At 68.8% G+C, this 18,639-nt stretch carries 22 protein-coding genes; 9 read left to right on the top strand and 13 right to left on the bottom strand.

All coding sequences use genetic code 11. From position 1 onward, the window contains the following. Nucleotides 1-115: 115 nt before the first annotated feature. Nucleotides 116-727 carry a cyclic nucleotide-binding domain-containing protein gene (locus tag ABE85_RS01300; RefSeq protein WP_310732595.1) on the top strand — a complete coding sequence of 204 codons (612 nt, stop codon included), beginning with the start codon at nucleotides 116-118 and terminating at the stop codon, nucleotides 725-727. Nucleotides 728-758: 31 nt separating this feature from the next. Here ABE85_RS01300 and ABE85_RS01295 read toward each other — a convergent pair whose 3' ends face one another. From ABE85_RS01295 to ABE85_RS01260, 8 genes are all read right to left on the bottom strand, one after another. Continuing rightward, nucleotides 759-1,082, bottom strand: coding sequence for a hypothetical protein (locus ABE85_RS01295; RefSeq protein WP_231993200.1), 324 nt, complete (start codon nucleotides 1,080-1,082; stop codon nucleotides 759-761). A 50-nt stretch (nucleotides 1,083-1,132) separates the two neighbouring features. Then, nucleotides 1,133-2,569, bottom strand: coding sequence for a cytochrome c oxidase accessory protein CcoG (gene ccoG / locus ABE85_RS01290; RefSeq protein WP_067269382.1), 1,437 nt, complete (start codon nucleotides 2,567-2,569; stop codon nucleotides 1,133-1,135). Nucleotides 2,570-2,610: 41 nt separating this feature from the next. Then, a complete protein-coding gene (gene ccoP / locus ABE85_RS01285) occupies nucleotides 2,611-3,513 on the bottom strand; it encodes a cytochrome-c oxidase, cbb3-type subunit III (RefSeq protein ID WP_067269380.1) in 903 nt (300 codons plus the stop codon). Continuing rightward, nucleotides 3,506-3,682, bottom strand: coding sequence for a cbb3-type cytochrome c oxidase subunit 3 (locus tag ABE85_RS01280; protein WP_310732594.1), 177 nt, complete (start codon nucleotides 3,680-3,682; stop codon nucleotides 3,506-3,508). Before ABE85_RS01280 ends, ccoP begins: the two co-directional genes overlap by 8 nt. A gap of 12 nt (nucleotides 3,683-3,694) precedes the next feature. Continuing rightward, a complete protein-coding gene (gene ccoO / locus ABE85_RS01275) occupies nucleotides 3,695-4,321 on the bottom strand; it encodes a cytochrome-c oxidase, cbb3-type subunit II (protein ID WP_067269379.1) in 627 nt (208 codons plus the stop codon). 21 nt (nucleotides 4,322-4,342) lie between these two features. Then, the gene (gene ccoN / locus ABE85_RS01270; RefSeq protein ID WP_082938207.1) at nucleotides 4,343-5,851 is read right to left on the bottom strand and encodes a cytochrome-c oxidase, cbb3-type subunit I; all 1,509 of its coding nucleotides are present in this window, start codon (nucleotides 5,849-5,851) and stop codon (nucleotides 4,343-4,345) included. Nucleotides 5,852-5,927: 76 nt separating this feature from the next. Then, nucleotides 5,928-6,074 carry a cbb3-type cytochrome oxidase assembly protein CcoS gene (gene ccoS, locus ABE85_RS01265; RefSeq protein WP_067269376.1) on the bottom strand — a complete coding sequence of 49 codons (147 nt, stop codon included), beginning with the start codon at nucleotides 6,072-6,074 and terminating at the stop codon, nucleotides 5,928-5,930. 13 nt (nucleotides 6,075-6,087) lie between these two features. Continuing rightward, a complete protein-coding gene (locus ABE85_RS01260) occupies nucleotides 6,088-8,457 on the bottom strand; it encodes a cation-translocating P-type ATPase (protein WP_067269374.1) in 2,370 nt (789 codons plus the stop codon). A gap of 35 nt (nucleotides 8,458-8,492) precedes the next feature. Here ABE85_RS01260 and ABE85_RS01255 point away from each other — a divergent pair, with 35 nt between their 5' ends. Continuing rightward, the gene (locus ABE85_RS01255; protein WP_067269371.1) at nucleotides 8,493-9,005 is read left to right on the top strand and encodes a DUF192 domain-containing protein; all 513 of its coding nucleotides are present in this window, start codon (nucleotides 8,493-8,495) and stop codon (nucleotides 9,003-9,005) included. Nucleotides 9,006-9,113: 108 nt separating this feature from the next. Here the strand turns inward: ABE85_RS01255 and ABE85_RS01250 are convergent, their stop codons facing one another. Together ABE85_RS01250 and xseA are read right to left on the bottom strand one after the other, a co-directional pair. Continuing rightward, nucleotides 9,114-9,698 (bottom strand): superoxide dismutase, encoded by a 585-nt coding sequence (locus tag ABE85_RS01250; protein ID WP_067269369.1) that lies wholly within the window; start codon nucleotides 9,696-9,698, stop codon nucleotides 9,114-9,116. 115 nt (nucleotides 9,699-9,813) lie between these two features. Next, nucleotides 9,814-11,178: an exodeoxyribonuclease VII large subunit gene (xseA, locus tag ABE85_RS01245; protein ID WP_067269367.1), complete on the bottom strand. Its 1,365-nt coding sequence runs from the start codon at nucleotides 11,176-11,178 to the stop codon at nucleotides 9,814-9,816. Nucleotides 11,179-11,506: 328 nt separating this feature from the next. On the opposite strand from xseA, the gene ABE85_RS01240 reads away from it, so the two are divergent. The 7 genes from ABE85_RS01240 to ABE85_RS01210 all read left to right on the top strand — a co-directional run bounded on the left by ABE85_RS01240 (nucleotide 11,507) and on the right by ABE85_RS01210 (nucleotide 16,298). After that, nucleotides 11,507-12,205 (top strand): MotA/TolQ/ExbB proton channel family protein, encoded by a 699-nt coding sequence (locus tag ABE85_RS01240; protein ID WP_082938206.1) that lies wholly within the window; start codon nucleotides 11,507-11,509, stop codon nucleotides 12,203-12,205. Next, nucleotides 12,202-12,615 (top strand): biopolymer transporter ExbD, encoded by a 414-nt coding sequence (locus tag ABE85_RS01235; RefSeq protein ID WP_067269366.1) that lies wholly within the window; start codon nucleotides 12,202-12,204, stop codon nucleotides 12,613-12,615. Before ABE85_RS01240 ends, ABE85_RS01235 begins: the two co-directional genes overlap by 4 nt. A gap of 25 nt (nucleotides 12,616-12,640) precedes the next feature. Beyond that, nucleotides 12,641-13,696 carry a tetraacyldisaccharide 4'-kinase gene (lpxK, locus tag ABE85_RS01230; protein WP_067269364.1) on the top strand — a complete coding sequence of 352 codons (1,056 nt, stop codon included), beginning with the start codon at nucleotides 12,641-12,643 and terminating at the stop codon, nucleotides 13,694-13,696. Further along, entirely contained in the window at nucleotides 13,677-13,880 is a 204-nt protein-coding gene (locus ABE85_RS01225; protein ID WP_067269362.1) for a Trm112 family protein, read from the top strand. The genes lpxK and ABE85_RS01225 overlap by 20 nt, the downstream gene beginning before the upstream one ends. After that, nucleotides 13,877-14,635, top strand: coding sequence for a 3-deoxy-manno-octulosonate cytidylyltransferase (gene kdsB / locus ABE85_RS01220; protein WP_067269359.1), 759 nt, complete (start codon nucleotides 13,877-13,879; stop codon nucleotides 14,633-14,635). Before ABE85_RS01225 ends, kdsB begins: the two co-directional genes overlap by 4 nt. 147 nt (nucleotides 14,636-14,782) lie before the next feature. Then, nucleotides 14,783-15,436: an adenylate kinase gene (adk, locus tag ABE85_RS01215; protein WP_067269357.1), complete on the top strand. Its 654-nt coding sequence runs from the start codon at nucleotides 14,783-14,785 to the stop codon at nucleotides 15,434-15,436. A gap of 103 nt (nucleotides 15,437-15,539) precedes the next feature. Beyond that, nucleotides 15,540-16,298: a 3-hydroxyacyl-CoA dehydrogenase gene (locus tag ABE85_RS01210; RefSeq protein WP_067269355.1), complete on the top strand. Its 759-nt coding sequence runs from the start codon at nucleotides 15,540-15,542 to the stop codon at nucleotides 16,296-16,298. A gap of 123 nt (nucleotides 16,299-16,421) precedes the next feature. Here ABE85_RS01210 and ABE85_RS01205 read toward each other — a convergent pair whose 3' ends face one another. The 3 genes from ABE85_RS01205 to ABE85_RS01195 all read right to left on the bottom strand — a co-directional run bounded on the left by ABE85_RS01205 (nucleotide 16,422) and on the right by ABE85_RS01195 (nucleotide 18,629). Then, a complete protein-coding gene (locus ABE85_RS01205) occupies nucleotides 16,422-17,672 on the bottom strand; it encodes a hypothetical protein (protein WP_082938205.1) in 1,251 nt (416 codons plus the stop codon). 84 nt (nucleotides 17,673-17,756) lie between these two features. Further along, nucleotides 17,757-18,188 (bottom strand): biopolymer transporter ExbD, encoded by a 432-nt coding sequence (locus ABE85_RS01200; RefSeq protein ID WP_197507166.1) that lies wholly within the window; start codon nucleotides 18,186-18,188, stop codon nucleotides 17,757-17,759. Nucleotides 18,189-18,200: 12 nt separating this feature from the next. Then, complete coding sequence (locus ABE85_RS01195; protein WP_067269350.1) at nucleotides 18,201-18,629, bottom strand: biopolymer transporter ExbD; 429 nt, start codon at nucleotides 18,627-18,629, stop codon at nucleotides 18,201-18,203. Nucleotides 18,630-18,639 lie beyond the last annotated feature (10 nt).

Here is an 18,639-nt window from a genome sequence, read left to right as displayed (position 1 = left end):
TTCCGCTCATTCCGCGCAACCCGACTCGACCCGGATCACCTGCGCGACCTGCTCGGTGCGGCGGGTCTGTCTGCCCACGGGCCTGCCGGCCGCCGACGTCCATCAGCTGGAGCGGATGATCTCGGACCGACGGCATGTCACCCGAGGCACGGTGCTGTTCAAGCGCGGCGACCCGTTCGAGGCCCTCTACATCGTGCGCACCGGCTTCTTCAAGACCTCGGCATCGGCGGAGGACGGCCGCGACCAGATCACCGGCTTCCACATGGCCGGCGAGATGCTCGGCCTGGACGGCATCTTCAACGGTGCGCATGCCAGCCAGGCGGTGGCGCTGGAGGATTCGCACATCTGCGTCGTGCCCTACGGCCGGATCGAGGACATGACCCGCGAGGTCGACCGGCTGCGGCGCCAGTTCCACCGCCTGATGAGCCGCGAGATCGTCCGCGACCAGGGCGTGATGATGCTGCTCGGCGCGGTGCGCGCGGAGCAGCGTGTCGCGACCTTCCTGATCAACCTGATGCGGCGGCTGCGGGCGCGCGGGTTCTCGTCGTCGAGCGTCGTGCTGCGGATGACCCGCGACGAGATCGGCAGCTACCTCGGCCTGAGCCTGGAGACGGTGAGCCGCACCTTCTCGCGGATGCAGGAGGACGGGCTGCTCGAAGTGCGCGCGCGGGAAGTGCGCGTGCTCAAGCCACGGCAACTGCTGCAGTTGGTCCGTCGCAGCGCGTAGCGGCGCATCCCCCTCCTCGAGGAGGACGACGTCAGCGGGGCTGTCCGGCCGTCGCCGCATGGTTGCGGGCGTCCATCGCGGGCGTTTTGGCGGGCGTCTTGGCGGGCGTCTTGGCGGGCGTCTTGGCGGCATCGGCGATCTCGTCCGCCGCGACGCCGCTGCGATCCACCGCGCTCGTCGAATGCACCACCGGATCGGGATACACGATCGCCAGCGTCAGCGTGGCCATCGAGGCCACCACCACCGCGGTCGGTCCGCCGATCACCAGCCACATCATCGGGTGCCGCCACCAGGGACCGCTGGTCGGCAGGTCCGCATCGCTCAGGCGTGTTGCCGTCATGCGCGTTGTCGTCATGTCCGCTCCTCGTGCAGAAAGAATGGGGGGAAGGATCGACCCGGCCGCGCTCATCGCGGCACGACGAAGGTGGACTTCTCGAGCAGCGCGCGCTCGGCGGTCTCGGCGGTCTCGGCGGGCTCGCCGGACGAGGCCACACGTCGGACGGCGAAAAGCATCGGATGCGCGCCTGAGCCCAGCGCCCGCGCGGCCTCCGGCGGCAGACGCAGCGCGACGGTGACCCAGCGCGCCTCGGCGGGTCCGAGCGTCAACTCGCCGGTGGGCGATTGCACGCGAAGGCCGGCGATGCCCTGAGCATCCAGGACGAAGCGCTGCGTCGATTCCGCAGCGTTCATCACCTGGAGCCGGTAGAGGTTCTCGACCACGCCGTCCTCGACCTCGCGGGCCAGCGTCGCGCGGTCGCGCACGACATCGACCTTGAACGGCCGACGGATCGCGAGACTCCACACGAGGCCACCGGACACCAGCAACAGGATCGCGCCGTAGACGAGCACGCGCGGTCTGAGCACGCGGCGCCACTGCTGCGCCGCCGTCCAGCGGTGGCGCATGCCGTTCTGGGTCGCGTAGCGGATCAGGCCGCGTTCGTAGCCGAATTTGTCCATCACGTCGTTGCAGACGTCGATGCAGGCCGCGCAGCCGATGCACTCGTGCTGCAGACCCTGGCGGATGTCGATGCCGGTGGGACAGACCTGCACGCACTGGTGGCAGTCGACACAGGACCCCAGGCCGAGGGTCGACAGGTCCGCCTTCTTCGAGCGCGCGCCGCGCGGATCGCCGCGCGCCGTGTCGTAGCTGATGATCAGCGTGTCGCGATCGAGCATCGCGCTCTGGAAGCGCGCGTACGGGCACATGTACTTGCAGACCTGCTCGCGCAGGAAGCCGGCATTGCCGTAGGTGGCGAGTCCGTAGAACAGCACCCAGAAGAGCTCCCACCCACCGAGCGCGAGCGCGGCCGCGTTGCCGCCCAGCGCGCGGATGGGCTCGAAGTAGCCGACGAAGGTGAAGCCCGTCCACAGCGACACCGCGAGCCACGCCGCGTGCTTGCCGCCCTTGCGCAGCAGCTTCTCCGCAGTCCAGCCGGCGCGGTCGAGCCGGATGCGCGCGGCGCGATCGCCCTCGGTGCGACGCTCGATCCAGAGGAAGATCTCGGTGTAGACCGTCTGCGGGCAGGCATAGCCGCACCACAGCCGTCCCGCCACCGCCGTGAAGAAGAACAGCCCGAAGGCCGAGACCACCAGCAGCGCCGTCAGGTAGATGAAGTCCTGCGGATACAGGATCAGGTCGAAGATCAGGAAGCGGCGCGCCTCCAGGTCGAACAGCACCGCCTGACGGCCGTTCCACTGCAGCCACGGCAGGCCGTAGAACAGCAGCTGCGTGGCCCACACCAGCGCCCAGCGCCACACGGCGAACCAGCCGTGGACGGCGCGGGGGTAGATCTTCGCTTCGGCGGCGTAGAGCGAGACGGCCCGGACTTCTGGGTTGCTCATGGCTCAGGACTGCTCATTGCACATTGCTCATTGCTCGTGCCTCAGGGCTGCTCGTGGGACAGTCCCCAGACGTAGCCCGCGAGCACGCGGATCTGCTCCGGGCTCAGGCGCGAGCCGTGCTCGGGCATGTGGCTGTGCTTGCCGTTGTTGACCATCGCGACGATGGCGGACTCGCCCCAGCCGTGCAGCCAGACCTTGTCGGTGAGGTTGGGCGCGCCCAGCGCCTGGTTGCCCTTGCCGTCCATGCCGTGACAGGCCGCGCAGGCGCTGAACTTCGACTTTCCGAGCGCCGCCGCCACGGAGTTGTGCGGGCTGCCCGACAGGCTCATCACGTAGTGCGCGAGGTTGCGCACGTCCTCGCCGTTGCCCACCGCCGCGGCCATCGGCGGCATCGTGCCCTCGCGTCCCTGCGTGATGGTCTGGACGATGGTGTCGCCAGTGCCGCCGTAGAGCCAGTCGTTGTCGGTCAGGTTGGGGAATCCCTTCGAGCCTTTGGCGTCCGAGCCATGACAGGTCGCACAGTTGTTGGCGAAGAGCCGCTCGCCGATGGCCCTGGCCTGCGGGTCCGCGGCCAGCGACTCGACCGGCTTCCCATCGAATCGCGCATAGATCGTGTGCATCGCGGTGCGCGCCGCGGCCTGCTCGGCCTCGTACTGCCCGGTGCTCGACCAGCCCAGCGATCCCGCATACGCGCCGAGGCCGGGGTACAGCGCCAGATAGAGCCCCGAGAACACCACCGTCAGCACGAACAGCACCATCCACCAGCGCGGCAGCGGATTGTTGAGTTCGCGGATGTCCTCGTCCCAGACGTGGCCGGTGGAGTTGTCCTCGGCCATCACCTTGCGGCGGCTGGCGATGATCAGCAGCGCCAGGCACAGCGCGAGGCCGAGCACCGTCGCCGCGGCCACGAACAGCGACCAGCCGTTCGAAACGAAATCACTCATGACGACCTCCTCGGGGCGCGGCATCTTCGTCCGCCAGGACAAGCGCGCCCAGGTCTTCGAAACGTTCGCGGTTGTGCCGGGCATAGGCCCAGATCACGATGCCGACGAACACCAGCAGCGACACCACCGTCACCGCCGAGCGCAATGCATTCAGATCCATGTCGGGCATGACGATCTCCGCTCAAGGCTTCAGCGCGGTGCCCAGCACCTGCAGGTAGGCGACGACCGCGTCCATCTCGGTGCGGCCCTTGACGTCATCGCCGGCCTGGGCGATCTGCTCGTCGGTGTAGGGCACGCCGACGGTCCGCAGGCCGCGCATCTTGGGCGCCAACTCCTTCGGATCCAGCGCCGCACCGGCCAGCCACGCGTAGGCGGGCATGTTGGACTCGGGCACGAGGTCGCGCGGATTGGTCAGGTGCAGGCGGTGCCACTCGTCGCTGTACTTGCCGCCGACGCGGGCCAGGTCCGGCCCGGTGCGCTTGCTGCCCCACTGGAAGGGGTGGTCGTAGACGAACTCGCCCGCCACCGAGTAGTGGCCGTAGCGCAGCGTCTCGGCGCGCAGCGGCCGGATCATCTGCGAGTGGCAGTTGTAGCAACCCTCGCGGATGTAGACGTCACGGCCGGCGAGCTGCAACGGCGTGTAGGGTTTGAGATGTTCGACGGGCTGCGTGGTCGAGCGCTGGAAGAACAGCGGGACGATCTCGACGATGCCGCCGACGATCACCGTCAGCACCACCAGCACGATCATCAGGAAGTTGCTGGTCTCGATGCGCTCGTGACCGCGTGCTGTGGCATGGGGGTTGGCCATGGCTGGCTCCTGGGTGTGCGATCAGGCGGCGGCCGCGAGCGCGGCGCCGGGGATGGGATGGCGGACCGGCCGGCCGACGCGGACCGTCATCACGACGTTCCAGGCCATCAGGCACATGCCGCCCAGGTAGAGCAGACCGCCGAGCAGGCGCACCACGTAGAACGGATAGGTGGCCTTGACACCCTCGGCGAAGGTCCAGGTCAGCGTGCCGTCCGGGTTCACCGCGCGCCACATCAGGCCCTGCATCACGCCGGCGATCCACATCGCGGCGATGTAGAGCACGATGCCCAGCGTGGCGATCCAGAAGTGCAGCTCGATGGCGCGCTTCGAGTACATCTCGATGCGGCCGTACATGCGCGGGATCAGGTGGTACAGCGCGCCCATCGAGATGAAGCCCACCCAGCCCAGCGCCCCGCTGTGCACGTGGCCGACGGTCCAGTCGGTGTAGTGCGAGAGCGCGTTGACGGTCTTGATCGACATCATCGGCCCCTCGAAGGTCGACATGCCGTAGAACGACAGCGCGACGATCAGGAACTTCAGGATGGGATCGTCGCGCAGCTTGTGCCAGGCGCCGCTGAGCGTCATCACGCCGTTGATCATCCCGCCCCAGCTCGGCGCCAGCAGCACCAGCGAGAACAGCATGCCCACGCTCTGCGCCCAGTCGGGCAGCGCCGTGTAGTGCAGGTGGTGCGGCCCCGCCCACATGTAGGTGAAGATCAGCGCCCAGAAGTGGACGATCGAGAGCCGGTAGCTGTAGACCGGCCGGTTGGCCTGCTTGGGGATGTAGTAGTACATCAGCCCGAGGAAACCGGCCGTCAGGAAGAAGCCGACCGCGTTGTGGCCGTACCACCACTGCACCATCGCGTCCTGCACGCCGGCGTAGGCGGAGTAGCTCTTGGTGAGCGAGACCGGGATCTCCGCGCTGTTGACGATGTGCAGCAGCGCCACGGCGATGATGAAGGCGCCGAAGAACCAGTTGGCGACGTAGATGTGGCGCACGCGCCGCACGCCGATCGTGCCGAAGAAGACGATCGCGTAGGACACCCAGACGACGGCGATGAGCAGGTCGATCGGCCATTCGAGCTCGGCGTATTCCTTGCCGGTCGTCAGGCCCATCGGCAGCGTGATCGCGGCCAGCACCATCACCAGTTGCCAGCCCCAGAAGGTGAACCACGCCAGGCCCGGCGCGAAGAGCCGCACATGGCTCGTGCGCTGCACGACGTGGAAGGCCGTGGCCATCAGCACGCAGCCGCCGAAGGCGAAGATCACCGCGTTCGTGTGCAGCGGCCGCAGTCGGCCGTAGCTCAGCCAGGGGATGCCGAAGTTCAGCGCCGGCCAGGCGAGCTGCGCGGCGATGAGCACGCCGACCCCCATCCCCACCACGCCCCACAACACCGCCGCCAGCGAGAACGCGCGGACCACGCCGTCCTCATAGCTGGGCGCATCACCGGGTGCATCACCGGATGCATCACCGCGTGCCTCCCTGGACGTGCTGGCGCGTCCTCCCTCCGACCCTGATTGGCTTGCCATGCTGGCTCCTCGAGGCGCTTGTTGCGCGAATGACGTCGATTGTTCGGCGTCGTCTCGAAGAGCGTGTTGATGCGCGTCAAGCTTGCGCGTCGTCCTCGAGGATTCGTTGACCTTCCCGGTCCAGCGACTCGAGTTGACCGTCCTGCACCGCCCAGCCGAACACCGCCAGCACCAGCAGCACGAGCACGACCGACAACGGGATCAGGAGATAGAGGATGTCCATGGGCGGTCGTCCTTCAGGCGTCGACCGGCTGCGCGGGCACTTGGACGATGGATTGCGCAACGGGTCGCACGACCGACTCGCGGCCCAGCCGAGCCGCATTGGCGACGACCAGCAGCGAACTCGTCGCCATGCCCAGGCCGGCGGCCCACGGCGGCAGCCAGCCGACCAGCGCCATCGGCACGCACACGGCGTTGTAGAGCGCCGACCAGGCGAGGTTCTGGCGCACGACGCGGCGCGTACGACGCGAGAGCCGCAGCGCGGTCGTGATCGCATCCAGCCGGTCCGACGTCAGCACCGCGTCCGCGCGTGCCTTCGCGAGGTCGGCGCCCTGCCCCATCGCCACCGACACCTGCGCCCGCGCGAGCACGGGCGCGTCGTTGATGCCGTCTCCGATCATCAGCACGCGATGCCCCTGGGATTGCAGCGCGGTGACGTGCTGGAGCTTGTCCTCTGGTCGTGCGCCGCCGCGCCAATGGGCGATACCGGCCTCGAACGCGGCGGCCTCGACGCGAGCAGGCGCATCGCCCGACAGCAGTTCGACCGCAAGGCCCAGGGCGTGCCATTCGGCGATGGCCGCCGCTGCGCCATCGCGCAGGCTTTCATCGACCTGCCACGCGGCGCGCACGATGCCATCGCAGGTCAGGACGATCTGGGCATCGGTCAAGTTCAGCTTCAGCGAATCCGGCGAAGCCGGCGATATGCCCGTCGGGCTGCGCGCGTCGATAGCCCATGGCGACGAACCGAGACGCCATCGCTGTCCACGAGCGTCGACGCCTTCGAGGCCTCGTCCGCTGAACTCCTCGATCGCCCATTCGTCGTTGGCGCCGAGCAGCGCCGACAGCGCCGCCGCCAGCGCCCGTGACAACGGATGGAGCGAACCCGCGGCCAGCACCGCGGCCGCAGCCAAGGCCTCCGTATCCGTATCCGCATCCACATCCATGTCCGCATCCATGTCCGCATCAACATCCGACGCGTGTGCCCTCACTCGGCGCAGGCGCGGCGCGGGGTCGGTCAAGGTGCCGGTCTTGTCCATCACGATGCGGTCGACATCTGCCAGTGATTCCATCGCGTCGAGCCGCGACAGCAGCAATCCGCGCCGCGCCAACGCGCCCGCGGCGGCGACCCACGCGGCCGGCGCTGCGAGCGAGAGCGCGCAGGGACAGGTCACGATCAGGACCGACACGGCCACCGCCACCGACCGCGACGGATCGACGAGTTGCCAAGCAAGCGCGGCCGCCCCGGCCAGCACCAGGACCCCCGCGAGGAACCAGCCCGCGACGCGGTCCGCCGCACGGAGCATCGTCGGCCGGTCCTGGAACGCCTGGGCCATCAACTGGCGGATGCCCGCAAGGCGGGTCTGCTCGCCGACCTGGCGCACGCGCAGCGTGAGCACGCCGGCGAGATTGAGACTGCCCGCGAGCACGGCATCGCCCGGCGACTTCGCGACCGGGCGCGATTCGCCGGTCAACAGGGATTCGTCGGCCGCACCATGGCCGGCCTCGACGATCGCATCGGCCGGCAGGCGTTGCCCCGCGGCGACGCGCACCCGATCGCCAACGACGAGTTGCCCGATCGCCACCCGTTCCGTCGAGCCGTCCGGCCGCAGGCGCTCGACGTCATCGGGCAAAGCTTCCTCGGCCTGTTCAAGCGCCTCTGCCGCGCGATGCCGCGCGCGCAGCTCCAGATAGCGCGCGCCGAGCAGGAAGGTCACGAACATCGTGATCGAGTCGAAGAAGACCTCGTGGCCGAACGGACCGCCCGGGTCCAGCGTCGCGCCGCTGCCGGCCACGAAGGCCACGCCCAGTCCGAGCGCCACCGGCACGTCCATGCCCAGCCGCCGTCCGCGCAGTTGACGCCACGCCGCGCGGAAGAACGGCCCGGCGGCCAGCAGCATCACCGGCAGGGTCAGCACCCATTGGCCCCAGCGCAGGAGCACGGCCTGATCGGGCGCGAGCTCGCCCGGCGCGGCCACGTAGGACGGCCACGCCAGCATCATCACCTGCATCATCAGGAAGCCGGCGACGAACAGCCGCCAGAGCGCCTGCCGATGCTCGCGCCTGCGCAGGTCGCGCGCCGGTCCGGCGAGGTCGGGCACGAAGTCGTAGCCCGCGGGTGCGAGCGACTGCCGCAACTGCTCGATCGTCGCGAGGTCCGGCTGCCAGTCCAGCACCAGCGTCTGCGTCGATGGCTGCACCTCGGCCGAGCGCACACCGCGCTGCGCGTGCAGCAGGGACTCGACCAGCCCGGCGCAGGTCGCGCAGTGCAGTCCCGACAGACGGAACCGAGCGCGCGTCAGCGCTGCGTCGGGACCGGGGCGATTGGCGCGTCCGGCATCGGCGCCCGGGGCGCCGGCGGACACCGTGGCGGCTGGGGCGGGCAACATGGCCGCGATAATCCGCCAAACCTTGAGGTGACAACATGCTCAATATCAAACAAGCGGCATCGTCCGTCGTTCTTTCGTCCGTCCGCGCCGCCACGCTGTCGACGGTGTTGTCGGCCGTGGTGGCATTGACCGCCCTGACGACGGCAGGCCCGGCGGCCGCCCAGCAGATTCCGCAGACCGGCCTGCCGGTCGTCGAACTCGGCGCCGGCATGCATCTGATCCACGCCGAGGTCGCCCGCACGGAAGAGCAGCGCGCCATCGGCCTGATGGCCCGCAAGGAGATGGCGCAGAACGCCGGCATGGTGTTCGTCTTCGAGCAGCCCTCGCAGCAGTGCTTCTGGATGCGCAACACGCTGATCCCGCTGTCGGCCGCCTTCGTCGGCGACGACGGCACCATCGTCAACATCGTCGAGATGCAGCCGCTGTCCGACGTCTCGCACTGCTCGACCAAGCCGGTGCGCTACGTGCTCGAAATGAACAAGGGCTGGTTCGACAAGCGCGGCCTCAAGGCCGGCGCCAAGCTGCGCGGCGGCCCCTGGCCCAAGTGATCGGGCGGCCGGCCACGCTGGCGATTCGACCGCTCAAATGACAACGGCCCGGGAAGCGATTCCCGGGCCGTTCCTTCATCGGCGCCCGCTTGAGCGGGCGCCGGTGGGTCAGTTGCCGAAGTTGGCCTGGGCGAAGTCCCAGTTCAGCAGACTCTTCAGGAAGGTCTCGACGAACTTCGGACGCGCGTTGCGGTAGTCGATGTAGTAGGCGTGTTCCCACACGTCGATCGTCAGCAGCGCGGTGTCGCCGGTCGTCAGCGGGGTGCCGGCGGCGCCCATGTTGACGATGTCGACGGTGCCGTCGGCCTTCTTCACCAGCCAGGTCCAGCCGGAACCGAAGTTGCCCACGGCGCTCTTCTGGAAGGCTTCCTTGAAGGCGTCGACGCTGCCCCACTTGGCGTTGATGGCGTCGGCCAGCTTGCCGGTCGGCGCGCCGCCGCCGTTGGGCTTCATGCAGGACCAGAAGAAGGTGTGGTTCCAGATCTGCGCGGCGTTGTTGTAGATGCCGCCGCTGGAGGTCTTGACGATCTCTTCCAGCGTCTTGCTCTCGAACTCGGTGCCCTTCTGCAGGTTGTTCAGGTTGTCCACGTAGGCCTTGTGGTGCTTGCCGTGGTGGTACTCCAGCGTCTCGGCGCTGATGTGCGGCTCCAGCGCCTTCTTGTCGTACGGCAGCTCGGGCAGGACGTGTTCCATGTGGGACTCCTAATCGGTGGGTTGATGGGACGGATGTCGCGGGAGATTGTAGGCAGCCAAACCATGCCCCTGCCGGGAGCACGCATACCGCGCCACAGAGGGGCGCGGACCGCCTTCAGACATCCTGGCGAACGACGCGCCCGACCTTGAGTTCGGCCTCGCCGTCGGCAAGAACGGCGCGCAAGTCCTGACCCTCGCGGAGCTGGTCCACCGAGCTCAGCGCCCGGCCCTGGCCGTCGTCCAGCCAGGCATAGCCCCGGGCCAGCACCTGGCGCGGATCGAGCGCCTGCAGGCGCGCCTCCAGCGCGTCCAGCCGGTGCGCGCCGCGCTGCGCCTGCTGCGGCAGCGCGCGGTCCAGCCGCTCCGCCAGATGTCTCAACCGCTGTGTCTGCAGGGCCGCCGCACGCGGGGCGGTCTGGTTCAGGCGCTGTTCCAGATGCCGCAGGCGTTGCGATTCCATGGAGACCGTTCTCGGCGCCACCTGGCCGAGCCGCTGCGAGAGCAGATCCAGCCGACGTCTCTGTCTCGCCAGCGCGTCGCCCGGCCGCGCCAGGCGCAACGCGAGGCGGTCCAGCCGCTGCGCCGCCCCGTCCAGGCGCTGCTCGACGCGGCGCACCAACTGGCGCTCCAGCGCCTCCAGCGTCTCCAGGCATTGCTGGCGCGACACCGTGGCCAGCTCCGCCGCCGCCGTGGGCGTGGGCGCGCGCAGGTCGGCGGCCAAATCGGCCAGGGTGATGTCGGTTTCGTGCCCGACGCCGCAGATCACCGGCAGCGGCGATTCAGCCACCGCCTGGACGACCCGCTCGTCGTTGAAGGCCCACAGGTCCTCCAGCGAACCGCCGCCGCGCACGAGCAGCAGCACCTCGGCGTCGGCGCGCTCGTTGGCCGTCGCCAGCGCGCGGACGATCGCCGCCGGCGCCTCGTTCCCTTGAACCAGCGTCGGATAGATGAAGACCCGCGCGTGCGGGGCTCTGCGGCGCAGGGCCGTCAGCACGTCCTGCAGCGCCGCGGCGCCGGTGGAGGTGATCACCCCGATCCGCCGCGCGTACGGCGGCGGGGGGCGCTTGCGGTCGGCGTCGAAGTAGCCCAGCGACTCCAGCTTCGCCTTCAGACGCAGGAACTGCTCGTACAGCGCGCCCTCGCCCGAGCGCCGCATCGACTCGACGATGAACTGCAGTTCGCCGCGCGGTCCGTACAGGTCGAGGCGGCCCCGCAGCTCGACGGTCATCCCGTCCCGTGGCGCGAAGTCCACCATCGACGCCGCGCGCCGGAACATGGCGCAGCGCAGCATCGCCGGCTGGCCTTCCGCGTCCTTCAGGCTGAAATAGCAGTGGCCGCTGGCCGCCCGCGTGAAGCCGGACAGCTCGCCCTGCACCGTGATGACGGGGAATCTGGCCTGCAATGCGTCGGAAAGGGCCGTCAACAGGGCCGCCACCCCCCAGACCATCCGTGGCGATGCGGGTTTGGAGGCGTCAATCATGCGCAAACCCAATGCTGGCGCGGGTCCGGAACTCCACAGCCGCGTCAATGCTGGCTCCGCGGGCCATATTGGCCGTCATGCCCGCGTCACAGATCGATAAGCGCTTGTTTTTCAAAAGCTTTTTCCTGCCTTTTTTTGGAGCAGGCTAATCCTTGCTGTTTGGCGACGGGCCCTGGCGCGGTTCCAAGACCAGTTGCCCACAAAGTTATCCACAGGAACGGTGGATGTTTGTAAGGGCTTGTGATGAGGGTCCGGAGTGGTCGGCGGGGCCGTCGCGGGGCGCCATAATGCGCCGCCGGGCCGGAGATGCCCGTACGGAGGGATAGCCTTGTTTTCGATCATACAAGCCGCCGGCTGGCCGATCTGGCCCTTGCTGCTGTGTTCCGTCGTGGCCCTGGCGCTGATCATCGAGCGCGTGGTCAGCCTGCGTGCCGCGCGCGTCGCGCCGCCCAGCCTGATCGAGGAAGTCCTCGGCGTGACCCAGCTCCAGATCCCGAGCGGCGAAGTCGTCGGCAAGCTCGCCGAGAACTCGCTGCTGGGTCAGGTCCTGGCCGCCGGCCTGCGCACCTCGCAGGCCGATCCGCGCGCCGGGGAGACCCGCCTGCGCCAGTCCTTCGAACTGGCCGGCCGCCATGCGATCCACCAGATGGAGCGCTACCTCAACACGCTGGGCACGATCGCCGCGGCGGCCCCGCTGCTGGGCCTGCTGGGCACCGTGGTCGGCATGATCGAGATCTTCGGCAGCCAGAGCCCCGGCCCAGGCGGCAACAACCCGGCGCTGCTGGCGCACGGCATCTCGATCGCGCTGTACAACACCGCGTTCGGCCTCGTGGTCGCGATCCCGTCGCTGATGTTCTACCGCTACTTCCGCGGTCGCATCGAGTCCTATGTCGTCGACATGGAGCAGGCCAGCGAGCGGCTGCTGACCCACCTGGTGAACCGCGCGATGCCTTCTGGCGTCCATGCCGGCCCGGCCACCGTGCCGCCGCCGGTCGCCGCGCCCGCATCGGGGAAGGCCAAGGCATGAAGTTCCGCCGTCGCCAGGGCGAGGAACCGGAGATCAACCTGATCCCGTTCATCGACGTGCTGCTCGTCGTGCTGATCTTCCTGATGCTGTCGACGACGTACTCGAAGTTCACCGAGCTCCAGCTCACGCTGCCCACCGCCGATGCCCAGCAGCTCAAGGAGCGGCCGGCGGAGATCATCGTGGCGGTCTCGGCGGACGGCCGGTACTCGATCGACCGCAACGCCGTCGAGGGCCGCAGCGTGGACCTGCTGACCGCCGCGCTGCTGCAGTCCGCGCAGGGCAAGCAGGAGCCGGTCGTGATCATCTCCGCCGACGCGGCCACGCCGCACCAGGCGGTGGTCAACGCGATGGACGCGGCCCGCCGCGCCAACCTCACGCGACTGACCTTCGCGGCCAACAAGCCGCAATGACCGCCACCATGGCCCGGGACCGGACATGACCCGGCCGGCCCTGGAGGATCGGCTGCAGCGCGCCTGGCGCGACGATGACCGCCTCGCCCACCTGCTGCGGCCACTGGCCGCGCTGCACGGCGCGGTGCTGCGGCTGCGCGTGGCGCTGTACCGCTTCGGCCTGAAGAAGGCCGAAAAGCTGCCCGTGCCGGTGATCGTCGTCGGCAACTGGGTCGTCGGCGGCGCCGGCAAGACCCCCACGACGCTCGCCCTGCTGGACACGCTCCGGCGCATGGACCTCCGCGCCGGCGTGATCTCCCGCGGCTACGGCCGCGCGGACGACGCGCAGGTCCGCGTGATCGCCGACGGCGACCGCGCGGAGGACGTCGGCGATGAACCCCTGCTGATCAAGCTGCGCGCCGGCGTGCCGGTCGCGGTCGGCCGCGACCGCATCGCGGCGGCGCGTGCGCTGCTTGAGGCCGACCCCGGAATCCAGGTGCTGGTGTCCGACGACGGCCTGCAGCATTGGCGGCTGCCGCGGCAGCTCAGCGTGCTCGTGTTCGACGAACGCGGCCTCGGCAATGGCCGCCTGCTGCCCGCCGGACCGCTGCGTCAGGCGCGGGCCTTGCCGCCGCCGCCGGGCTCCTCGTCGGACACGCTGGTGCTCTACAGCACCGGCCGGCCCAGCACCGCCCTGCCCGGCTACGTCGGCACCCGGCAACTGGCCGGCGCCGTGGCCCTGGCCGACTGGTGGCGCGGGGAACCGGGTCGCCTGGAGCGGCTGCACGCGCTGCGCGGCAAGCCGCTGCTGGCCGCGGCCGGCCTGGCCCGGCCGCAGCGCTTCTTCGACATGCTGGGCGAACAGGGCCTGAACTTCCGCGCGCTGGCGCTGCCCGACCACGCGTCGCTGGACCCGCTGCCGTGGGCCCGCACCGACGAGGTCGTCATCACCGAGAAGGACGCCGTCAAGTTGCGCCCGGAGGCGCTGCAGGGCTGCCGCATCTGGGTGGTGGCGCTAGACTTCCGCCCCGAACCCGCTTTTGAAGAGGCGTTGCAGCGCGAGCTGCGGCGGCTGCTCCCCCATGGACCATCGACTGATTGAGATGCTGGTGTGCCCCGTCTGCAAGGGCCCGCTGGACGACCGCCGCAACGCCGCCGATAGCGGCCTGCCGGACCGCGAACTGCTGTGCCCGGCAGACCGCCTGGCCTTCCCGATCCGCGACGGCATTCCGATCATGCTGGCCAACGAGGCCCGCGCCACGGACGCCGACGGCGACACCCTGTGAGCGCCGGTTTCCACATCGTCATCCCGGCCCGGCTGGCGTCGACGCGCCTGCCCAACAAACCGCTGGCCGACATCGCCGGCGCGCCGATGATCGTGCAGGTGGCGCGACGCGCGGCGCTGGCCGGCGCGGCACAGGTCGTCGTCGCGACGGACGCCGTCGAGGTAAAAGCCGCGTGCGAGGCCCACGGCATCCGCGCGCTGATGACGCGCGCCGACCACGCCAGCGGCAGCGATCGCCTGGCGGAAGCCGTCGAGCAACTCGGGTTGCCGGATGACGCGCTGGTCGTGAACGTGCAGGGCGACGAGCCGCTGATCGCGCCGGAGATGATCCGCGCCTGCGCGGACCTGCTCGCCGCCAAGCCGCAGTGCGCGATGGCCACCGTCGCGCACGCGATAGCCGACGACGCCGAGTTCGCGAATCCGAACGTCGTCAAGCTGGTCACCGATGCCCAGGGATTGGCCTTGTACTTCTCCCGCGCCCCGATCCCGTGGTGGCGCGACGCGCCCGGCGGCGGCGCCCGCGTGAAGCCCGAGACCGTGCTCCGCCACGTCGGGCTGTATGCCTACCGCGCCGGCTTCCTGCGTCGTTTCCCGACGCTGGCGGTGTCGCCGCTCGAGCAGATCGAGGCGCTCGAGCAACTGCGCGTGCTGTGGCACGGCGAGCGCATCGCGGTGCATGTCAGCGCCGAACGACCCGGCCCCGGCGTGGACACGCCCGAGGACCTCGAACGCGTCAGAAGGCTGATGACAAGCTGAATCGCGACCCGGCCCGGCAGGGTTACACCGCAGTTCATTCGCCTGCCGCGTCAGCGGACCGTAGGCCTGCGCGTGCTATTCTCGCCCGCAGTTTTCGAGGGCGCGTCGACCCGTGCGACGCGCCCTCTCCCTATATCGAGGAGACCCATGCGACTGATTCTTCTGGGCGCCCCCGGCGCCGGCAAAGGCACTCAGGCCTCTTTCATCTGCCACAAGTTCGGCATCCCCCAGATCTCCACCGGCGACATGCTGCGCGCCGCGGTGAAGGCCGGGTCCGAACTCGGCGTCGCGGCCAAGAAGGTCATGGACGCCGGCGGCCTGGTCAGCGACGACATCATCATCGGCCTGGTCAAGGAACGCATCACGCAGCCGGACTGCGCCAAGGGTTTCCTGTTCGACGGCTTCCCCCGCACGATCCCCCAGGCCGACGCGATGAAGAACGCCGGCGTGAAGCTGGACTTCGTGCTGGAGATCGACGTCCCTGACAGCGCCATCATCGAGCGCATCAGCGGCCGCCGCGTGCACACGGGCTCCGGCCGGAGCTACCACGTCAAGTTCAATGCGCCCAAGGTCGAGGGCAAGGATGACGTCACCGGCGAGGACCTGATCCTGCGCGACGACGACAAGGAAGAGACCGTCAAGAAGCGCCTGGAGGTCTATCAGGCCCAGACGCGTCCGCTGGTCGATTACTACTCCAGCTGGGCCGCCAGCGGCGACGCCCAGGCCCCGCAGTACCGCCGCATCGAAGGCATCGGCACGGTCGACGAGATCACCGGCCGCGCCCTCGCCGCGCTGAGCTGAACCCACCCCGACCTGTGACCATGGCGGCCCGCGTGGCCGCCATTTTTTCGTCGACAATTGACGTTTACGTCAACGGCAACCAACAATTCGGAAGGAGACATCCATGGACATCGCGAACAAGGTCTTCATCGTCACCGGCGGCGCTTCGGGCCTCGGCGAAGGCACGGCCCGCATGCTGGCGCGCGAAGGCGCGACGGTCGTCATCGCCGACCTGCAGGTCGAACGTGGCGAGGCGCTCGCCAAGGAGCTGAACGGCGCCTTCGTGAAGTGCGACGTCAGCCAGGAAGCCGATGCCCAGGCGGCCGTGGCCAAGGCCGTCTCGCTGGGCAAGCTGATGGGCCTGGTGAACTGCGCCGGCATCGCGCCGGCCGCGAAGACCGTCGGCAAGGACGGCGCGCATGCGCTGGCGACCTTCTCGAAGGTGATCACGGTCAACCTCGTGGGCAGCTTCAACATGATCCGCCTGGCCGCCGAAGCCATGAGCAGGAACGAACCGGAAGCCACCGGTGAGCGCGGCGTGCTGATCTCCACGGCCTCGGTGGCCGCCTATGACGGCCAGATGGGCCAGGCGGCCTATGCGGCCTCCAAGGGCGGCGTCGTGGGCATGACGCTGCCGATCGCGCGGGACCTGGCGCGCAACGGCATCCGCAACATGACGATCGCGCCCGGCATCTTCGGCACGCCGATGCTCTTCGGCATGCCGCAGGACGTGCAGGACGCGCTGGCCGCCAGCGTGCCCTTCCCGTCCCGCCTGGGCCGTCCGGAGGACTACGCCAAGCTGGTCCACCAGATCGTCACCAACGACATGCTCAACGGTGAAGTGATCCGCCTGGACGGCGCGATCCGCATGGCACCGAAGTAAATCGACGTACCGGCCGCGATATCGCGGCAATGCCGGCCTCCACGCAGGATTCGGCAGCACCAATTGAAAAGGCCTCCCGGCGCGAGCCGGGAGGCCTTGTCGTTGATCGCGACGGGGTCGGGATCAGTGCTTCGCGCTGCGCGAGTAGACAGTCCACAGGCCGGCCAGGTCGGCCGAGCCGTCGGTGCCCTTGACGGTGCGCCACGTGGCTTGCGCCTTGGCCTTGTCGCCGCCCAGGAACTGCGCCAGGCCCAGGTAGAGCTTGGCGTCGTCCGGACGCTTCAGGTTGCCCTTGGCGATGCCTTCTTCCATCAGCTTGATGCCGGCGGCGGCCTCGCCGCGCTGCACCTGCGCGAAACCGACCTTCACCAGTTCGTCGCCTTCACGGGCGCCGCGGGCGGCCTTCTCGGCTTCGGCCGCGCCGGCCTTGGCTTCGGCGATGCGCTTGTCCAGCAGGTCGGCAAGACGCTTCGGACGCGCGTTGTCGTCGGTCGGCTTCAGGACGCCGGCGGCGAAGCCCTTGTCCAGCACCTTCTTGCCTTCTTCCGGATAACCGGCGGCACCGGCGAGCTGGGCCAGCTCCATGTAGTCGTTGGCGCCGGCCATGTTCTCGGTGACCAGACGCAGACGCAGCACGTCGACCTGGTAGCGACCGGCGGCGAAGCCCTTCTTGGCCTGCAGCGTGCCCAGCGACTGCGCCCACAGCTGCTTGGTCGGGTAGTAGTTCAGCAGCTTCTGGATCAGCACCGATTCCGTGCCGCCGTCGCCCTTCTTGTTGGCCGCCCACAGCGCCGTGTTCAGCTTGTCCTGGGACGGCGTGCGACCCGCCTTCTCGTCGGCGGAGATGTCGGCCAGCGTGTCCTTGAGGATCGTGGTGACGTCGCCCGAGCGCAGTTGCGCCGCAGCCTGGACCTGCTTCATCGCCGGGCTGTTGCCGCCGGCGGCGTTGTACTTGTTGACCCACTCCAGCGCCTTGGCGCCGTTGCCCGCGCGCAGGTAGGTGCCGGCGATGGCTTCCATCGTCGGCAGCTTGTTGGCGGCCGGCATTTTGCCGGCGGCGGTCAGCGCGTCATAGGCCTTGACCATGGCGTCGGCATCGCCAAGACGCGAGGCCGCGGACAGGCGCAGACCTTCCAGCGTGTTGTTCTCGTCGGCATTGCGCCCCGGCACCGCTTCGGCTTCGCGGATCTTGGCCATGGCTTCCTGCGCCTTGCCGGCCTTCAGCAGGTTCGAGGCTTCCTGCAGCGGCTTGCCCGCGGCGGGGCGCACCTGCGCGGCGGCCTGGGACAGGACGCTCAGGCCGCCTTCAGGCGTGGAGCCCAGCACCAGCGCGGCGGCGCCGACAGCGGCGGTTGCCAGCAGTTTGAATTTCATTTGCTTGCTCTCCAAAGAAGAAAAACGCGCCGCCCTTTCGGGCAGGCGCGTTCTGGTCAGACACCGATCAGGCGGTCATCCGGCTCAGTTCAGGAACTGCTCGTTCCCGACCATCGCCATTTTCTTGACGCCCAGGCGCTGCGCCGATGCCATCACATTGGCCACGTAACCGTACTCGGCCAGCTTGTTCGGCTTGATGTGCACCTCGGGCTGGTCCGGCATCGCGGCGACCTCGGTCATCTTGGCCTCCAGCGCCGCATGGTTCGGCACCGCGGCGCCGTCCCAGAACACCGTGCCGTCGAAGTCGATCGCCACTTCGTGGACGACCGGCTCGTTGGGCGGCGGGTTGTTGTTCGGCGGCGGCATGTCCAGGTTGACCGAGTGCAGCTGGATCGGGATGGTGATGATCAGCATCACCAGCAGCACCAGCATCACGTCGATCAGCGGCGTCGTGTTGACGTCGAGCATCGTTTCCGGCTCGTCACTGCCGCTGGAGCTTCCAACGTTCATACCCATGTTTCAGCTCCTTCAGCCACCACGAGCCGGCGGCTCGGTGACGAACTTGATGGACATGATGCCAGCGCGCTGGCACGCCACCATGACCTTGCCCACGTTCTCATAGCGGGACTTGTCGTCGCCGCGGATGTGAACTTCCGGCTGAGGATTCAGAACCGCCACCTTCTTGAGGCGGGCCACCAGCGTTTCCACGTCGGGAACCGGCTGCACGCCCCAATAGATGTCGCCATCCTTGGTCACCGCGATTTCGATGTTCTCCGGCTTGGTGACGCGGACGACGTTCGTCTCCTTCGGCAGGGTCACCCCCACCGACTGCGTCACCACCGGCACGGTGATCAGGAAGATGATCAGGAGCACCAGCATCACGTCCACGAGGGGCGTGGTGTTGATGGTCGAGACCACTTCGTCGTCGCCACCGGACGAACCTACGTTCATCCCCATATTGCGTCTC

The organism is Mitsuaria sp. 7 (genome assembly GCF_001653795.1).
In the GTDB taxonomy this organism is placed as follows: Bacteria; Pseudomonadota; Gammaproteobacteria; order Burkholderiales; family Burkholderiaceae_C; genus Roseateles.
Note: the sequence above shows the minus strand (reverse complement) of the source record. Positions and strands in the feature narration are given on the sequence as shown.

What these genes read in the sequence shown, in the direction of transcription:
- ABE85_RS01300 (WP_310732595.1), top strand. Translation starts at nt 116, where the DNA reads ATGATCTCGGACCGACGGCATGTCACCCGAGGCACGGTGCTGTTCAAG.
- ABE85_RS01295 (WP_231993200.1), bottom strand. Translation starts at nt 1,082, where the DNA reads ATGACGACAACGCGCATGACGGCAACACGCCTGAGCGATGCGGACCTG.
- ccoG (WP_067269382.1), bottom strand. Translation starts at nt 2,569, where the DNA reads ATGAGCAACCCAGAAGTCCGGGCCGTCTCGCTCTACGCCGCCGAAGCG.
- ccoP (WP_067269380.1), bottom strand. Translation starts at nt 3,513, where the DNA reads ATGAGTGATTTCGTTTCGAACGGCTGGTCGCTGTTCGTGGCCGCGGCG.
- ABE85_RS01280 (WP_310732594.1), bottom strand. Translation starts at nt 3,682, where the DNA reads ATGCCCGACATGGATCTGAATGCATTGCGCTCGGCGGTGACGGTGGTG.
- ccoO (WP_067269379.1), bottom strand. Translation starts at nt 4,321, where the DNA reads ATGGCCAACCCCCATGCCACAGCACGCGGTCACGAGCGCATCGAGACC.
- ccoN (WP_082938207.1), bottom strand. Translation starts at nt 5,851, where the DNA reads ATGGCAAGCCAATCAGGGTCGGAGGGAGGACGCGCCAGCACGTCCAGG.
- ccoS (WP_067269376.1), bottom strand. Translation starts at nt 6,074, where the DNA reads ATGGACATCCTCTATCTCCTGATCCCGTTGTCGGTCGTGCTCGTGCTG.
- ABE85_RS01260 (WP_067269374.1), bottom strand. Translation starts at nt 8,457, where the DNA reads ATGTTGCCCGCCCCAGCCGCCACGGTGTCCGCCGGCGCCCCGGGCGCC.
- ABE85_RS01255 (WP_067269371.1), top strand. Translation starts at nt 8,493, where the DNA reads ATGCTCAATATCAAACAAGCGGCATCGTCCGTCGTTCTTTCGTCCGTC.
- ABE85_RS01250 (WP_067269369.1), bottom strand. Translation starts at nt 9,698, where the DNA reads ATGGAACACGTCCTGCCCGAGCTGCCGTACGACAAGAAGGCGCTGGAG.
- xseA (WP_067269367.1), bottom strand. Translation starts at nt 11,178, where the DNA reads ATGATTGACGCCTCCAAACCCGCATCGCCACGGATGGTCTGGGGGGTG.
- ABE85_RS01235 (WP_067269366.1), top strand. Translation starts at nt 12,202, where the DNA reads ATGAAGTTCCGCCGTCGCCAGGGCGAGGAACCGGAGATCAACCTGATC.
- lpxK (WP_067269364.1), top strand. Translation starts at nt 12,641, where the DNA reads ATGACCCGGCCGGCCCTGGAGGATCGGCTGCAGCGCGCCTGGCGCGAC.
- ABE85_RS01225 (WP_067269362.1), top strand. Translation starts at nt 13,677, where the DNA reads ATGGACCATCGACTGATTGAGATGCTGGTGTGCCCCGTCTGCAAGGGC.
- adk (WP_067269357.1), top strand. Translation starts at nt 14,783, where the DNA reads ATGCGACTGATTCTTCTGGGCGCCCCCGGCGCCGGCAAAGGCACTCAG.
- ABE85_RS01210 (WP_067269355.1), top strand. Translation starts at nt 15,540, where the DNA reads ATGGACATCGCGAACAAGGTCTTCATCGTCACCGGCGGCGCTTCGGGC.
- ABE85_RS01205 (WP_082938205.1), bottom strand. Translation starts at nt 17,672, where the DNA reads ATGAAATTCAAACTGCTGGCAACCGCCGCTGTCGGCGCCGCCGCGCTG.
- ABE85_RS01200 (WP_197507166.1), bottom strand. Translation starts at nt 18,188, where the DNA reads ATGGGTATGAACGTTGGAAGCTCCAGCGGCAGTGACGAGCCGGAAACG.
- ABE85_RS01195 (WP_067269350.1), bottom strand. Translation starts at nt 18,629, where the DNA reads ATGGGGATGAACGTAGGTTCGTCCGGTGGCGACGACGAAGTGGTCTCG.